Origin of the sequence: Paenibacillus sp. DMB5 (genome assembly GCF_001517085.1) — a bacterium.
GTDB lineage: Bacteria > Bacillota > Bacilli > Paenibacillales > Paenibacillaceae > Paenibacillus_AQ.
Genome location: NZ_LRAC01000165.1, coordinates 1 through 18,353 on the forward strand (window position 1 = coordinate 1; position 18,353 = coordinate 18,353).

Sequence of the window (18,353 nt, forward strand, 5' to 3'; positions counted from 1 at the left end):
ACAATATATTTTACAGACTCGCTGAATACATCTGTAACGCCCTCCATAGTTTATATTCTACCTTTTAAACTTCATTATAATTGATATACAGAGCGGGCTTTTGTTCTTAGAATATGTAATTACTGCTTATCTTTACTGATAATTCAGGTGAATTTTCCAAATTTATAATTAGCATTCAACCTTCTCAGTATGTACAACGTAAGCTATGTAGTTGCTACATTCAGTGATACTTTCCAAGTGCGTAAGCAGAAAGTTAAACCTACAATCAAGGAAAATATTCAATATAGTGTTCGCAGAGCATTAATACTTCGGCTACATAAGATTACGATGGAAGGCAGTGAGCATTGAATACGTCTTCTTATAAAACCTTGTTTCTTATGGAATATTATCATTGAGTATACTACATAGTTTCTACTGTGTGCTTTTTTTGCAGGAAAATCACGGTCATGATTCAAATTACATTTTAATCCTCACATTTTTGAGATTCATATAATCAGCAAAGGAACAAATCATTAAAGCTGTAATATGTAATCGGGTTTGTTCGTTTCGTTTATTTAGTTAAAGTCTCTTTTTAATATAACATGCAAAACAATAAGAGGGAGAAAAATTATAATAAAATAAATGAAATGTCGAAAATGCCTTGTTATTGTCGAATTTCATTAATAGTTTAAGGTGAATAAATATATACATCACTAATAAATAGGAGATATAATAAATCTCATCGGATTACAAACAAACGTTAGTTAGGGGGAGGCTTTGTGTCTGCTAATAAGATAAAGCAGTCTGCTCTAAAATTATTTGCACTAAAAGGTTATGAAGCTACTACAATGCGCGATGTGGGTAGTGAGGCGGGGATTAAAGCGGCTTCTATTTACTCTCATTTTGAAAGCAAAGAGGTACTTTTCCTGACTATAGTATCTGAAGTTAAACAACAGATTATATGGGAACTGAATGAAAAGAGAATCCAAGAGGCATCAGATTTAAAACATACTCTTTTTAACATTTTTAATGCTTATTATCAGTTTTTTTCTCAGCATGAAGTAGAATTGAGATTTTGGCAACGCATTCGTTTTTTTCCACCTGCCGGAGTTGAACAAAAATATGATTTGAATATAATAAACTCTTCACGCTCGTTGCTTGAACTCTATATTAAACTTTTTTTATCATTTTCCAACCAACATCAATTTACTCATCCAGTTGAAATGTATGTTATGTCATATTTTTCATTTGTTAGTGGTTATATAGATTCATTATTAATCGTTCCCTTCAAGCTTTCTCAAGAGCAACTGCATCAGGCTTTTGATATATATTGGAAAGGACTGATTATCAGTTACGAGGAAGCCCTGTAGTGTGAGAGAATTGTGAGAAAATTATGAGAGAATTACTTGGGGATAAACAATGTCTTCGAGGAAGGATTGACCATAAGTGGTTAATACTTTAACCGTTTTAAACATGTAGCGATAGAAAAATTAGGACAGACTATGTATATATTTTAATGCCGATTCCCTTGAAGGAACTTGCGTCAATTAATTCTTAAGGTGAAATCATAAGAAATGAATAAATGAAATTTATCGAACTTGTAACCTCAACACTAAGAAATTTGAGAGAAGCTTTTTTGCCTTCACTATAATTTGTTACATGTTGCTTTGTAACATAGTGATGAGACGAAAAAGGTAATAAGAGCGTACTCATAATCGGATGTGGGGCCTTCTACCCCCACCTCATCCCCGCACTTTTCAACGTACGTGGGTTCGGGCATCCAGTGCGTGTTACCGCACCTCATCATTATTAATCTTGAGGATTAAAATTCTATTATTCCTGAAAGGTTAAAATTGTTAATGTAATTTTGAATTTTTAAATTGTGAAATATTTTACAAATGAATAAAGAAAAAATACTGGAAATTGTTAATACAGGATAATAAAAAGGGGTACAAAAATGAGTTTAATCGCCTCAGTATTAATGACATAAATGCTTTAGTCATTTATATTTCTTTTTTAACAATAATCATCTTGTGTTTTAGTAAAAAAAAAAATCGGATTCAACTTCAGCTATCACGACAACGGGAACAAAGACTGGAACAATTGATGTCAGCTCTAAATGATCATGTTTTCGTTGTGGAACAAAGTGGAAAAATTCTAACGATGAATATGATTCTTAAAGCCGATTCAATAAAAATGCAAGATTTTGAAGGATCGTGTTTTTTGGATCAAGTCCATTCTGATGATATCCAATATATTAATAAATGCATACTTGAGGTTTTTGAAAAAGGAAATACCGTAATTTTCGAATTTAGGATTTTAAATGAACGAAGTGAAATACGTTATACTGAGGCTATTGGAAACCCTGTATACAGTGAAGATATGACTATAAATGAAGTAATACTTGCCTGTAGAGATATTACTATAAGAAAAGAATATGAGGAGAAAATGAGTAAGGCATTAAAAGAGTTACAAGACATAAAATTTGCCCTAGATGAGTCTACTCTGCTACAAATTGTTGATAGGCAAGCCAATATATTATATGCAAATGAGAATTTTTGTAAGCTATCAGGATATTCTTTTCAAGAGCTTATAGGTAAAAATATGCGTATTCTGAATAGCAGGTATCACTCTAAGGAGTATTTCAAAGAGTTATGGGCTACCTTGTCAAAAGGAATGGTCTGGAAGGGCGAGATGAGAAACCAATCAAAAGATGGAGGATATTTCTGGGTTAACACAACAATAGTCCCATTTCTTGATGAGGATAAGAAACCTTATCAATATATTGTAATTCGTAATGACATCACAAAAATGAAAGAAAATAAGGATAAACTTGAGTATTTGTCTAATGTAGACGGCTTAACATCGTTATTCAATCGAAGATACTTCGACAAGAGATTTAAAGAATATTGGGAAAATTGTTCAGTTCACCTTCTTTCACTATCTATTATCATGTTTGATGTAGATTATTTTAAAGCCTACAATGATTATTACGGACATATAATGGGTGATCAATGTCTTATTCTAATATCGAACCGAGTGAAAACAATTATTAATTCCTTTGAGGCAATTTGTGCCAGATATGGCGGAGAAGAATTTGCAGTTGTTTTACCAGGAAAAAATATTGATGAAGCCTACGAAATTGCAGAGGAAATTCGCATTGGAGTTCTGGAGTTAAATATTCCTCATGAAAAATCAGATGTAGAAAAATATGTAACAATTAGTCTTGGAGTGGCTAGCATAGTTCCTAATGCAGATTTAAATCGCAACGAATTGTTGAAAGGTGCTGATCAGGCTTTATATTTCATCAAAAATAATGGTAGAAACTCAACACACATAAAAGAATAAGCAAGTAGGTTAATGTAGAGGTATGATTTACAATAATTTTTATTTAAATATTATTTATTTAATGTCATAATTTATTTGAAACAATAACATTCCTTATCAGTGCTTGTCTCACTACAAGCTTTAGTAAGGATTTTTTTTGTTCCAGTTTCAAATACTACTATAGTATTTATCTTTAGAAAATGTACCTTATATGTCTTGCATTTTATTTATATTTGGGAGAAATGAGAATGCCTATTCTTTACTATGTTCAAACATCTGCATTTGGTTTAATCATTACAATAATCATATTTTTCCATATGATTGCACATAAAGGAAATAAGACTACCTCAAGAAAGATATTTTGGGGATTGCTTCTTTCTAATATCATTTTATTAATTTTGGAATTATTGCTCAATATTTTTAGCGGGTTGGATTCATTCACAGCTAGAAAAATACTACCTGTTATTCTATGTTTCTTTTACATTATGAATCCGGTACCAGAGGCTTTATGGGTACTTTACCTAGATTCGATCTTAAGAGAAAACAAAGAGAAATTTAATATCTTATTGATTTCTTTAGTAGCAATTCCATTTACCATAAACCTTTTGCTATCTGTATTCAGTTTATCTAACGGCCTCCTATTCTATATAGATAGCGCAAACAATTACCATCGTGGTCCTTCTTTTGCAATAATGTTTTTGCTCTGCTATAGCTACCTTTTATATAACATTATGATTATCATGATTAAGCGTAAATACATTATGATGAGTGAATTTTTAGTTTCTCTTTTTGCCGCACTACTTCCTGTCCTTGCCGGGGTTTTGCAGTGGATGTTCTTTGGGGTTAGCCTAATGTGGACTGCCCTATCATTCTCACTTTTGATTGCTTATATGAATTTGCAAAATGAACAAACCTATCGAGAGTTGCGGAATTTGGACAAAATGAAGGATGAATTTCTTACTAATACTTCCCATGAACTGCGCACACCTTTAAATGGTATTATCAATATTACTGGTTCGCTTTTAGAGAACGGAAACAGCAATCTGAACGATGTGCAGTTACAAAATCTTCAGGTTGTTTCATCATCTGCTCGAAGGCTCTACAGTATGATTAATGACATTCTCGATATCTCCAGTCTTAAAAAGGGAGAAGTCTCATTGAAGAAGCAGGGGATTGACCTTACCTCGATAGTAGAGACAATGCTGTATGTCTTTAGTCTAATGAAAGAAGATAAAGAAATTGAATTCGTTAACTCTGTTCCTCAAGATTTGCCGCCGGTAGAAGCCGATATAGAACGGACATATCAAATATTTTACAATCTATTGGGAAACGCGTTGAAGTTTACTCCTAATGGGAAAATTGAAGTTGGTGCTGAGCTTCTGGCTGATTATGTGGAGATTTGGGTAGCAGATACTGGCTGCGGCATTTCTAAAGAGCAACAGTCAAGTATTTTCAATGCTTTTTATATGGTGGATACGACTGGTACAAGAGAAACTCCTGGTTCTGGTCTTGGCTTAGCTATTACATGGAATTTGGTAAAGCTTCATGGTGGGAGCATTTGGGTTGATTCAGAACCGGGCTTCGGAAGTCGCTTTACATTTACTTTACCCATCAGTCAATCTGAAGAGCATCATAAAACTGTAACCTTGCCTAAACCTCATATAGAAACGTCACTGCCCGCTTTTCTTCAAATCGACCGAGAACGAAATAAAGAACAGCAATCTGTTCTCATCGCAGACGATGATCCGGCAAGCCTGACCGCTCTATTTAATATTCTTGACCAAGAAGGCTATCATACGAAAGTAGTTACGAACGGACAGGCTGCTTTGTTGGAACTTGAGAAGCAGAATCGGTATGATCTTCTCATTTTGGATATTATGATGCCAAGAATGTCTGGTTATGAGGTGTTACAAGAAATCAGACAGCGATTTCAGCCTGTTGATCTTCCAGCTTTGCTATTAACAGCTAAAAACAGGCCAGAAGACCTGCAGGCCGGTTTTGAAGCGGGTGCAAATGATTACCTGTCAAAGCCCTTTGAGGCTCAGGAACTTAGGTCTCGTGTTAAAACTTTAATACAATTAAAAAAATCATTTGAAAAACGTGTAGAAACAGAACTGTCATTTTTGCAAGCGCAGATTAAACCACATTTTCTCTTTAATTCTCTTAGCATTATTGCAGCTTTAATTAAGGAACATCCTCAACGTGCTGAGGCGCTACTTTATGATTTGTCGGACTATCTCAGGGGAAGCTTTAATTTTGAAAATTATGACGGTGTAACTCCACTTAGCAGTGAGCTGGCTACTGTGCGTGCTTATATCTCCCTAGAAAAAGCTCGTTTCGATGGTAGATTGAACGTGTTACTTGATATTGATGAGAATATCTCGGTTTACGTCCCAATGTTAGTTATCCAGCCACTGGTTGAAAATGCGATTCGTCATGGGACTATGAAAAAAAATGGCGGGGGTACCGTTAAGCTAAGCGTAAAACAGCAAGAAAACAATACCGTTATAACTATCCATGATGACGGGGGTGGTATTACTGAAAGACAGTTGAACGAGTTTTTGTCTGGTGTAGGTGGAGGTTCTGGGGTCGGCCTTAAAAATATTCAGCGGAGAATGCTCCTTAGTTATGGTCATGGTCTAGAAATCAGCAGTTCAAAAGACACCGGGACTACAATCGTGCTGAAAATTCCTAATCATATGAGGTGACCTATATGCTCCGAGCTATATTAGTCGACGACGAGCCTATTCTTTTAAACAAACTAAAGTCTTTATTACTAAATAATGAGCAGGTTGAAGTGGTAGGAGCTTTTACTGAGTCATCTGAGGCAATTCGTGCTGCTACTATCCTTGAACCAAACTGTGCATTTTTGGATATTGAAATGTCAGAAATGAATGGTATTGAACTTGCCGAGCAACTTACACTCATGTACCCTGACATTGACGTAATCTTTATAACAGCCTACAATCATTATGCTGTACAAGCCTTTGAGGTTAACGCTCTTGATTATATACTTAAGCCATTTCGGACAGAAAGATTGGACAAAGCTGTCGAGAGGCTTTTAAGAAAAAAAGGATATTCATTGGTACAAACACCTAGACAATGTGTCATACGGTGCTTCGGTTCGTTTGAAATAACAATTGATGGTGCGATAATTAAATGGAACCGCTCCAAAGCTAGGGAGTTAATGGCCTTTTTTATTCAGAATGAGAGTAAATGGGTATCTAAATACCGAATATGTAATGAATTGTGGCCAGAATATCCTGCGAAACAAGCTCTTGCCTATCTACAAACTTGTATACACAGAATAAGAAAGATTATTAAAGATGCAAAAATTGATGCGCTTGAAATTGAGTACTCAGAAGACAGATATATTTTACGTATAAAGAATGCTCAATGGGATGTACAGCAGTTTGAAAAAAAATATAGAATATTTCTTGAATTCCGTACAATTAAGGCTGCAGAAGATGCTTTAGAATATTGTCGGGGAGAGTACCTTGATGGGGAAGATTGGTTGTGGTCCGATATTTTGCGAGAAAAGTACGTATTAATACATGATGAGATTCGTGAAACTCTGGTTCAATTAAAAGGCAGCTTATAAGCTGCCTTTTTTATTTTCTCGTAAAAGTTATGAATGAAATGAAATGTACAAATGCGTGGTTAATATATTCGCAAATACGATAGTTAAACGGGTTTATTAGAACATATAGGTCTGATTGAAAAAAAAGATGTGTGGTTTAGTCGAGTTTTGTTGAATTTTGTGAGTGATTTGTAAGCGCAGGATGTTAAGATAACCTTAATAATGGATTAAATTATTATTAAAATTGGTGGTGATAAATTTTTTAACTGTAGTTTTCAAGTTCAAAATAATTCTCAAAAGAGGAAGTGCTTTAATCTGATGTTTAAACTGAATGATAAAGATAAAACACACAATGCGGTAAAGGTTTCGTCCTTGCTGCTTACAGCTGCGCTGGTACTTCAACCACTTGTACCTGTTGTGTCAGCTGATAGTCTGACAAGCCAAGATAACAATGCTGAGCAGCAAAATGATAATAGCGTTTCTGTATCTGAAAATGTGTATGCGATGTCATTATTGGATAATGACAGCAATCCAGTTCTTACTGCTGAAGGTGATAATCTCAACAATTTAGTGAAATTAAGCTGGACTTCATCAAAAGCTGGTGAAGAGTATTACAGAGTTTTTCAGAAAGATACCGGTAGCGGAGGACTTGACGAGTACCAATCTATTCCTTTGAAAACGGACATTAAGGTATTAAATGTATATCCTGATATTCCTGAGTCTTCAGGATTGCAAGATTGGATGCAGACTTATGGAAATCCAAATGGCTATTCCATGCAAGTAGATGAAGTGGCTATCAGCGATTTCAATGGTAATGATGCTACGAAGAATTATGCCAAGTATCTAGCCAAGAATGCGGATGGTTCCTATCCGTATGATGTTCTGTATTTCGGAGCATGGGATGTTAACTATGGGCGTGATTTATCTCAGGCTTCTTATGAAGCTGTCGATGCATTTATTCAATATGGTGGCGGCGTTCTGGTCGGGCATGATACTGCGAGCTTTGCCCACACCTATTTTATTAAATTGGCACAAGATTACCTCAACATGGATATCAAGTTCCAAGAAGGCTGGTGGAATCCAGATATTCCTCCTGTGGGGAGCAATCAGGTTCTGATTCAGCGTCGGGGTTTCCCAATGAATTATCCATATGCATTAGGTGATGTGGGAACCATTCTGTACACTCCTACGTCCCATAGCTATTATCAATTTGCCAGAGGTGATATTTGGTTCAAGTATACTAACATGAACTGGGGGGGAGGACAGGAATTGACCACTTACAATGGTCGCCCGGGTACGAATAATTTTTATTTGACCACATGGAACAATGCGGCTATGATCCAAACTGGACACAGTAATGGTCAAGCTACAGAAGACGAACAGAAAATTTTGGCAAATACACTGTTCTATCTTTCACAAATTTCCACTGCCAATCATTTTGATGACCGTATGTCCCAGGACGTTGCGGCCCCTAATACAGTATCAGGCGAGGTTACAGTTACTCCTAGCAGCACAGCGGGTAAAGTGAAGATTAATTGGAAGGAAGCAGAAGATAATGGAAGTAGCTATAGCTACTATTTAAAAACCATTTCTTTCACGGATGCAAGCAGCATCGATTCAACAGAAACAACAGCTACAGTTACTACTGGTATCAAAGGCTACGCAGTGAGCGTAGACACCGATTCTTCCGATATTGACCCGGGCAATGAGGTGAATTCGGATGGTGTAAGCATTGAGGTGGAGAACCTCGAGCGAGGAGTTACCTATTATGCCCATATCAAAACCGTTGATAACGCATCGAACGTATCTACAGTATATACTATACCATTCACAACAAATGCTTCTGGATTGACGGTTACATCTACAGACCCAGCCAGAGCAATAAATGACGGTAAAACTAAGCTTGCCGTTGCAGAGAAAAGTGGACAAGGAAACAAATTTGTTTATATGAATTTTGGTAGTAGTAATGTGGAAATTCCGGGTATCGGTGATGAGTTGACGAGCTATACAGATATGCCGACTGATGGTCTTGTAACAGCAGCTAATGGCGACTTGATTGGTGTAGCTGAGGTGGACGTTGACGGTAGGGTAGTGCGTTTCGGACAAGTAGTTGCTAAATCCATTCCATCTCCGGCGTTGCTTGCAGTAACCTCTGTTGATCCAACTGGAGTGGAGAATGACGGTAAAACACGCTTGGTAGCTAGTGTGGGTAACGGCAACAAGTTAGTTTATATAAACTATGGCAAAGGTGAATTAATAGACCCTGTCCAGGGTGAAGAATGGATGGGGTATACAGACCTGCCTGATGGCGGAATTATTGGCGCCGCAGTGGACGATAAAATTGGTGTTGCTGAAATCGGAGCAGATGGCAAGGTTTTGCGTTTTGGAGTAACTGATGCGAAAGTATTAAATGAAGTACAGGCAAAAGGCTTGGCTGCTAATATAACTTATCCAACTGGTCAGGAAACAGAAGGCAAAACAAAGGTTGCAGTAAGTGCTTCCAGTGGCAACAAAATCGTTTATATTAATTTCAAAAAGGGACGGGCAGTTATACCTAATACCGGGAGTAATGTAAACGGACTTGATTATGAAGAACTTCCTGCAAATGGGTTGGTAGAAGCAGAAGAGGGCGACCTGTTGGGACTTGCCGAGGTAGATTCGGCAGGAAACGTAGTTAGATATGTTACAGCTCCAGCTGTAGTATTGGCAGGAAAAACATCCAATGGTTTAGTTGTTGGAACTAAAGAAATTGCCGGAAATACTGAGAATACTCAGTTGACTGGCAGTGTAGATGAAGGCAATAAGTTAGTTTATATGAACTTGAGTAATGCTCCGGCTACACCACTTAAAGAGGGACAGCAGGTTGGAAAAGGTTATATAGAACTGCCAGCTGGTGGAGTGATTTCCGCAAAGAACGGAGATTTACTAAGTGTTGTAGAAGTCGACGAGAATGGAATGATAGTAAAGTATGGAACAACTCGTGCGAAAGTTACTTCTACATCTGCACCAGAAAAACTGATAGTAACCGCTATTGATCCGTTTGGAAGCGGAACTGATAATCATACGCAAATTGTCAGTAAGGCTGCTGACGGTAACAAATTGGTCTATGTGAATTTTGGTGTAGGCAAAGCGAATATACCGACAACCGGCGACAAGCTAAACGGTTATGTCAGCCTACCATCCAATGGAGTAATTCCGGCTAATAATGGGGATATAATTGGGGTAGCTGAACTTGGACCGGACGGTACAGTGCTGAAATACGACCTAACCGAAGCCGTTGTTATTCCAGAGCGTGCTGCAAAGAATCTTCCAGTACAAAGCAGCGACCTGACAGGCACAGGAACTGAGGGTAAAAGTACTGTCAAAATTGCAAGCGGAACAACTGTTGGTGCAGGAAACAAACTGGTGTACGTTAATACGGGAGATGGCAAGATAGCCATTCCTGAAATAGGAACAATTCTTAACGGCTATACAGATGTTCCAGAGAACGGTCAAATAGAAGCCTCAAATGGTGATAATATTGGAATCGCCGAAGTGGATTCAAGTGGTAAAATTGTTCGTTTTGGAACAACAAAAGCTGTAGTTGAAAATGAATCGGCCGCAAAAGGACTTACTGCAAGTGCAATAGATCCAACAGGCGTTGAAAACGATAATAAGACAAAAATTACAGTGGAAATTAAAGCCGGTACCGGAAACAAATTTGTGTACCTGAACTTCGTTAGTTCTCCTGTAGCAAGTCCTAACGTTGGCGCTACTCTGAACGGATATTCAGAGCTTCCTGCAAGCGGGCTAATTCATGCGGCAAATGGTGATACTGTTGGGATTGCAGAAATTGATGAAGCAGGCAAGGTTGTAAAGTTCGGCTGGGTGGTAGCCGTTTCGTATGCTGAAACAGCAGCCAAGGTACTTACTGTGGCATCAATCGACCCCGATGGCTCTGATAATGATGGAAAGACTCAAATTCAGGCTAATGCTACAGAAGGATTAAAGCTGGTGTATGTAAACTTCGGAACCAGACAAGTTCCTGTTCCTAATACTGGCGAACTTTTGGCTGGTTATGCTGAACTTCCAGAGAACGGAATAATTCCGGCTATTAACGGAGACAACATAGCAGTCGCAGAAATTGATGCAAACGGACTTGTAGTACGCTTTGGAACAACAATTGCAAAAGTATCCGATTATATACCAAATAGCAATCAAGGTATTAATACGACGGCCCCATCCACCAAAGCACCAGGAGTAATCGTTTTGGTAAATGGCAAAGAAGAATATGTGGGTACGGCTGATATAACATCCGAAAATGGCAGAACTGTTACAACAATTAATGCAGATGAAACCCAGCTTAAGGCTAAGTTGGATGCAGAAGGTTCGGGGGTAGTTGTTACAATACCTTGGAAAGAAACATCTGACATTATTATTGGACAACTTTCAGGGCAAATTGTCCAGCAGATGCAGGAAAAAACAGCAACTCTTGTATTAGATACCCCTGCAGGTGCATACAAAATTCCGATGAGTCAGATTAATCTTGCTGCGCTGGCCGGTCAATTGGGTCAGAATATTGCATCAGTGGATGTAAATCTAGAATTGCATATCGAAAAAGCTTCTCAGGAAGCTGTTCAAGCAGCTGAACGTATGGCTACCAAAGCGGGAGTGACATTAGTAGCCTCTCCGGTTACTTTTTCCTTATTTGCGGTTCACGGAGATAATAGTGTTGAAATTACCGACTATTCTGTATATGTTGAAAGAACTATTGTTCTACCGGCGAATGTTGATCTAAACAAAATTACTACAGGCACCGTTTTGGAGAAGGATGGTAGATTACGGCATGTACCGACCAAGATTCTCAAAGAAGACGAAGTATACATCGCAAAGATTAACAGTTTGACAAATAGTGACTATGGAGTAATTTGGAATCCGGTTGAATTGGTTGATGTAGCCAATCATTGGTCCAAAAATGCAGTAAATGATATGGCCTCTAGACTTGTTGTGAATGGTGTAGGTGGAGGAAAGTATAATCCCAATGCAGATATCACTCGTGCAGAGTTCGCGGCTATCATGGTCAGAGGATTAGGGCTTAGATTGGATGAAGGACAAACAAGCTTTAAAGATGTGGACGTTTCAGCCTGGTACTCAAGTGCGGTTAATACCGCTTCTAAGTACGGATTGATTTCGGGATATGAAGATGGTTCCTTCCGTCCTCAACAGAAAATCACACGTCAGGAAGCAATGACAATCATTGCACGTATGATGAAGATAACTGGTCTAAAGGCCAAACTGGAAAATAGTAATTTATCATCTACGCTTCTAGCATTTAAGGACGCAGGTACTATAGCAGATTGGGCCAAGGAGGGAGTTACTCTCTCTGTAGCAGCGCAAATTGTTAACGGCAGAACAGCAGACTCATTAGCTGCAAGTTCTTATATTACCAGAGCTGAAGTCGCAGCAATTATACAAAGACTCCTACAGAAATCAGACCTAATCTAATCTATTCAATAAAGTATAAAAGAAATCGTTCTGTCTTGAGTTGGGGACAATCCAAATAAAAGATAGAACGATTTTTCCTGTCATATCATTTATTTTTTTAGTTTATAATAGTACCTTTCAAAGATTAGAGTGTTCTAATACTGTTCCTTCACTAACTGTTAAACATGCTATAAAATGAAAATTGAGAAGTGAATTGCAAAGGGAAAATATATTAGATATACTCTCTAATCTCTTCAATGATAATAATGAACTATTAGATGAGCTTCTATCAAAATTAAAGTAAAGAGTGTGTAATAGCAGAAGGGAGAAACATATGACAACAAAGAAAATCAAATGGTTTCCAGGTTTTTTAGCCATGCTGCTGGCCATAATGAGTCTTGGTTTGCCTACAGAAATGAGTGATAAGGCTTTTGCAGGTGGAGCTCAAATGGTTTATACCGACTATGCGCTACCTGCTAGTAATAGTGCACAGTTGCGAGCGGAAATAATACAGTATGATACTACCAACCCTATCGTACAAAAGGGTTTCGAGTTTTGGTTAGCTTCATACGGTCCTACACCACCAGAAAATCCACAAACGGTAGATGCTGGAGCGGGGATGGAGTCGCAGTTTTTTGGCTATGTAACAGGTCTTGTTGAAAGTAGCGATTATTACTTCCGGGCTTTTGTCAAGACTCAAGATACTTTAGTGAACTATGGAGAACCTGTTTTATTTACAACAGTTTCTAACGAATCAATGAATGGTGAACATTGGATTACCAATTATATTCCATTTAATGATATTGAATTAGAGAATGGAACACCTGCTACTGATGTAGAATGGCCTTCAGAAGTTGAAATGATTTTCTCCGATGGTACGCACCAAAATTTCCCCGTAACATGGGATAATCAGAATGAATACGAAGATATTATGGAAGATGGCGGAGAGTCTTCATTTGAGGGTACAGTACAGCTTCCCAATGGAGGAATAGAGGTCTTTCACCCTAATCTGATGGGACAGATGTTTATTTCACAAAAGATTAAAGTTAAAAGTTCTAATATCATTGATGTGGCTTCCCTTTCATCTATTACAGTACCAGTAGGAACAACGCTTCAGCAGATTGTACAAAAACTTCCTTCTAAAGTAGATGTTTCGTTAAAAAATGGAAAAAAAGAAACTGCATACCCGGAGTGGGACAGTGGTGCACCTTCTTTTGTGTCTGATACAGCTGGAACCTATGTATTTACAGGTCTTATTGGCCCGGGTGACCCACCTCTTCGGAATGATGATAACTTGACAGCTTTAGTTACAGTTAACGTTGTTCCTTATTTGTGGCAGCTTGTTGGTCCAGCAGGTTTCACAGCAGATGAGGGGAATTCAGTTTCTTTCGCATTTGATAATGGAGGTAATCCATACGTAGCCTTCCAAGATAAAGCGCATGGCGGAAAGGCAAGTGTTATGACCTACAATGGAACGAACTGGCTGTATATTGGTGGGCCAGGTCTATCAGTAGGAACAGCAGATTCATTGTCCTTAGCCTATGACCAAACTTCGAATAAGTTGCTTCTGGCTTATGCAGATGGAAATATGGGTAACGCAATTACTGTCCAAGAACTGGATATAAAGACTTCAACCTGGTCTATTTTAGGAACGGAAGGCTTTACATCTGACGCAGCCTCAAGTATTTCTCTTGTAGTGGATAATTGGGGAAGTAAGCCGTATGTAGCTTTTTCGGATAAATCTGCTGAAGGAAAAGTATCGGTAATGGCTTTTGATGGGGTAGCATGGGAATTGCTTGGAACAGAGGGATTCTCAGTCGAAGCTGTACAACAAGTGAATCTGACCGTCAGCTACGGCAGTTTACTACTTACGGCTGAGGCTTTGACTACGCCACATGTTATCTCAACATGGCAATGGGATTACTATAATCCAACATGGAGCTTGCAAAACTCTAGCATTACAGATTCGAAATATTCTATTCATGCCGATGGTAATGGTCAAAAGGCACTGGTCTATTATGATGACCAAGGTGTTCAATACAGTTCATACTACTACGGTTCATGGACCACAGATTCAGCCCAGCTCGTAACGACTGCTAAAGTACAAGGTCTTGACTTAACGCTGGTGCCAATAAGTAAATATAACTATGGACCATATGTGGCCTATGCTGACAGCCTGGATTCAGGTAAGGTAACTGTTAAAATGTTAAACACAACTACTAATAGTTGGGTGACAGTCGGAATACCTAATTTTACGGCTGGTGCTGCACAAGAGTTAAAACTTCGTGTGTATGATGGAACACCTTATGTTGCGATAAAAGACGGTGCGCAAGAAGGGAAATTGACTGTGCTAAAATACGGTCCAATTGGTAATGTTTCTGTTGAGACGCAACAGGCAGTACAAATCACGGAGACTTCTGCTTCAGTCAGTGCAACAGTACAAAATTCGGCTGCAACTACTATCATAGAACGAGGAATTGTATATTCGACTATAGCAACTCCTTCTGTAGGTACAGGTATAACTGTTATCTCGTCTGATACAAATGATTACTACCAGCTTCGACTGACCACTTTACAATCAGACACATTGTATTATGCACGTGGCTATATTGTAACAACGGATGGAATTGTTTATGGTAACGAAATTACCTTCACAACGACTAAGTCAGTTTCACCGAGTGAGCCAGAGAATCCAATTAATACTCAGAAACCTACCGAGCCGGCTACATCACCGACTCCAGTTCCTACAACTACACCAGCGCCGTCTAACTATGTCGGAGAAGGAACAACAAGTATTAGTTCTCCAGCGCTGACGGTGGTTATAAAGGACCCGAATAATCATACGAGTAACCCGGATTCTAAAGTTACTGAGATTGTTGGAACCAAACTTGATATGTTGGCTACAATATTTACTTCTGATGGCAAGTCGCTGAATATTCCTGCATTTACTGTGAAAGCAGATACAGGATTCCAGCTTCCAAATGTACCAGCAGGCAGTTATAAAATTATGTTAAATGTCATCGCTCCGAATGGTCAAAAACTCGCAGGTACGCTTGCAAAACTGACGGTATCATCTAACGGAAATGCGTCTATTGAGTCAGAGCTTATAGACCCTTATGGAATAATTACAGATTCTGTGACAGGCAAGCCTGTTGATGATGTAAAAGTAACACTTCACTGGATGGATACTGAACTAAATAAATCAAAAGGTCGTATACCAGATGCACTAGTGGAATTGCCAGTGCTGCCGGATTTCGCACCTAATCAGAACAATAATCCTCAGTACAGTAAGAAGGAAGGCCAATACGGATGGATGGTTTACCCGGAAGGCGATTATTACATTTTGGCAGAAAAAGCAGGTTACGAAATCTTCGACAGCCGTAAAGAGAAGTACGAAGCGGTGTTTGGTGAGGATAGCTATATCAAAAACGGTATGATTCATGTCGGTCAGTCTATTATAGAGTACAGCTTTGAAATTGACCCGAAATTGAAGGAAACAGGCAAGCATACCCCTTATATGGTTGGTTATCCAAATGGTATGTTCCTACCTGGTAATGGTATTACACGTGCTGAGCTTGCCGCAATTCTAAGTAGGACGATGGGCGGAAAAGTTTCGACAGTAGGGCAGGTCGTATTTAAAGATGTACCTAATTCCCACTGGAGTAAAAATGCGATACAGACAGCTGTAGCAAATGGCTGGATGAAAGGTTACCCTGACGGTTCATTCCAACCGGAACAGAAGGTTACACGAGCTGAGCTTGCCGCAGTGCTAGCGCGAGTGAAATACTTACCTCAAAACCAGGCGACCACCATAGAGTTTAGTGATGTGGATGGCCATTGGGCAGAAACTTTCATTGGAAGTGTAGTAGCAAGTGGATGGTTCAACGGTTATGAGGATGGCTCATTCAAACCTAATCAAGCGATTACCCGTGCTGAGACAGTTCGTATCTTTAATCTATTGTTGGAACGGCATACTGAGCATATCGGTTTAACACAGGTTTGGCCGGATGTACCAGAAGAGCATTGGAGCTTTGTTGATATTATGGAGGCTTCCGTCCCTCATACGTATAATTTGTATGAAACAGGTAGTGAGGTTTGGATACAAAAATAGAGCTTTTTGAAAAAGATTTATAAAAATCTAATGGACAAGATTAATAATTTGTCCATTAGATTTTTTTGTGTTCCTATTGCCATGGAGGTAGGGAAACACTTAATACAGTTTTATTTGAATATTTCAGTTTGAGACTAGACAAGTCGATAATGTTTTGGGGATGAAGAGATGATTGACGGCATCGAGAATTACACTAACATAACCCATGATTATTTGTTTTTTTAACAAATGTGATGATAGTTCATATTATATTCCTCAGAGTCGCATTTAGTTTACAAAAAAATAAATGAATACCTATTATCTTCATGAATACTTTTAGCAATAACCATTGACTACTTCTCAGTGAATACTGGCGGAAGAGGAATCGTTGGATTCCACTTTTCTACTTAATAGATATTGCAATCATTGCGTATTATAATAATAGTATGCTCATATTAGTTAGTATGGTTATCCTTGCCTTGCAGCACATCCTCAGGTTTTTCACTCTTCTGAGTAACTTGTGCTCTTTTTTATGTGAGAATTTGTAGTTAGGAGAAATGAAAATGGAAAAAGTAAAGAATCAACACTTTGTTGGTCAATTTTATCTTAAGCAGTTTGCGAATAAACATAAGCAAATCTATGTTAAAGACATAAAATCATCCAAATCTAGTTTCCTAACTAACATTAGGAATGTTGCTGCTAAAAGATACTTCTATGATATACCAGATGATATTAATGCGATGACCAATAAGAATAATCAAACAATTGAGAAATATCTATCGGTACAGGGAAGCACTGCTCTCAGAAATATTAAGAGAAACAATTGCAATTACAGAAGAAAAAAATGAAGATTATTGTCTAACAGATTACCAGAGAGAAAATTTAGTTGCTTTTAAGTTTTTTCAATGGATGCGTACCGATATGTATAGAAAAGGCTCCATTCGAATGAAAAAATTAAATAATCCAAATACGCCGAGTAAAGAAATAGACTCATATCAAGAACTAATTCATGCCAAAGAGTTGCTTGAGTATGATGTGATTGTTGACGAAATAAACTTTTACAGCCAGTTTGTCAAGTGTGCTAATTAGAAATAATACATCCGTTCCATTCATTACCTCTGATAACCCTGTAGCAATACATTATTTGGAGAAAAATAAAGAATTAACAAAAGCATTTGATTTGATGATGAATAATCAGAAAGTAACAGGCTTTAATGATAATGATAAGTTTCAATACGGAATTTCATACCTTTGTCCATTGAGTCCAACAGTAGCTGCCTGCTTTTATGAACGAAAGTATTTAGAAAATAATAATATGTCGAATTTTTTAGAATTGGATAATAAGATTACTTCATGTGTAGAGAAGTTCGTGCGAGGGGCTAATGGGTTAATTTATAACCAAGCTAATAGTTAAGTTTTCTCCAATATTCCTCTTGAATAATTTAAAGCCATGTAAAGAATCTATAATGATTCATATAAGTAAAGATGAAGATAAGGTCTTAAAAATCTATAAATATTACACACCATGATTTTAGAGAGAACCCCCGTTTTGGATAAAGGGAATACTAATCGCTCTGCATTTAGCATTGTCCTTAAATTGTGTAGAGAGAAAGAGTCACCCTAATAAGAGGTGACTCTTTTCTTTCAAAGGACACAACGAAAGTTAGTTTAATACTCATCAGAAGGTGTTTTTGTACTAGAGTCTAAAGTGCCGTCTTCTGTGTACCAATCTGTTTTACCCGATTCCTTATCATCATATCCAGAAAACTTTTGTCCATCAGATTCATTTTGGGATGTGCGGTCATAATTATTTGAGTTACTCATAATTTTTCACCTCCGCTTGCTTATAGGGTACATATTCTATTCATCTCCAAAATTCAACAAATCAATACTGTCATCGAATGTTAATTGAGA

General features: G+C 37.8%; 9 protein-coding genes. 8 read left to right on the top strand and 1 reads right to left on the bottom strand.

The window, feature by feature from the left end; all coding sequences use genetic code 11:
* The first annotated feature begins 758 nt into the window (after positions 1 to 758).
* From AWJ19_RS30765 to AWJ19_RS34465, 8 genes are all read left to right on the top strand, one after another.
* A complete protein-coding gene (locus tag AWJ19_RS30765) occupies positions 759 to 1,349 on the top strand; it encodes a TetR/AcrR family transcriptional regulator (protein ID WP_068729250.1) in 591 nt (196 codons plus the stop codon).
* A 553-nt stretch (positions 1,350 to 1,902) separates the two neighbouring features.
* A complete protein-coding gene (locus tag AWJ19_RS30770; protein WP_068729252.1) occupies positions 1,903 to 3,327 on the top strand; it encodes a GGDEF domain-containing protein in 1,425 nt (474 codons plus the stop codon).
* Positions 3,328 to 3,554: 227 nt separating this feature from the next.
* Positions 3,555 to 6,014: an ATP-binding protein gene (locus AWJ19_RS30775; RefSeq protein ID WP_068729254.1), complete on the top strand. Its 2,460-nt coding sequence runs from the start codon at positions 3,555 to 3,557 to the stop codon at positions 6,012 to 6,014.
* Positions 6,015 to 6,019: 5 nt separating this feature from the next.
* On the top strand, positions 6,020 to 6,907 hold the full coding sequence (locus tag AWJ19_RS30780; protein ID WP_068729256.1) for a response regulator: 888 nt from the start codon (positions 6,020 to 6,022) through the stop codon (positions 6,905 to 6,907).
* A 297-nt stretch (positions 6,908 to 7,204) separates the two neighbouring features.
* Positions 7,205 to 12,370, top strand: a complete 5,166-nt coding sequence (locus AWJ19_RS30785; RefSeq protein WP_068729258.1) for an S-layer homology domain-containing protein — start codon at positions 7,205 to 7,207, stop codon at positions 12,368 to 12,370.
* 313 nt (positions 12,371 to 12,683) lie between these two features.
* Positions 12,684 to 16,460: an S-layer homology domain-containing protein gene (locus tag AWJ19_RS30790; protein WP_068729260.1), complete on the top strand. Its 3,777-nt coding sequence runs from the start codon at positions 12,684 to 12,686 to the stop codon at positions 16,458 to 16,460.
* A 744-nt stretch (positions 16,461 to 17,204) separates the two neighbouring features.
* Positions 17,205 to 17,528 carry a hypothetical protein gene (locus AWJ19_RS36065; RefSeq protein WP_198536680.1) on the top strand — a complete coding sequence of 108 codons (324 nt, stop codon included), beginning with the start codon at positions 17,205 to 17,207 and terminating at the stop codon, positions 17,526 to 17,528.
* Entirely contained in the window at positions 17,518 to 17,853 is a 336-nt protein-coding gene (locus AWJ19_RS34465) for a DUF4238 domain-containing protein (RefSeq protein ID WP_198536679.1), read from the top strand. Before AWJ19_RS36065 ends, AWJ19_RS34465 begins: the two co-directional genes overlap by 11 nt.
* Before the next feature lie 254 nt (positions 17,854 to 18,107).
* Here the strand turns inward: AWJ19_RS34465 and AWJ19_RS35485 are convergent, their stop codons facing one another.
* On the bottom strand, positions 18,108 to 18,263 hold the full coding sequence (locus tag AWJ19_RS35485) for a hypothetical protein (protein ID WP_157890122.1): 156 nt from the start codon (positions 18,261 to 18,263) through the stop codon (positions 18,108 to 18,110).
* Between the last annotated feature and the right edge of the window lie 90 nt (positions 18,264 to 18,353).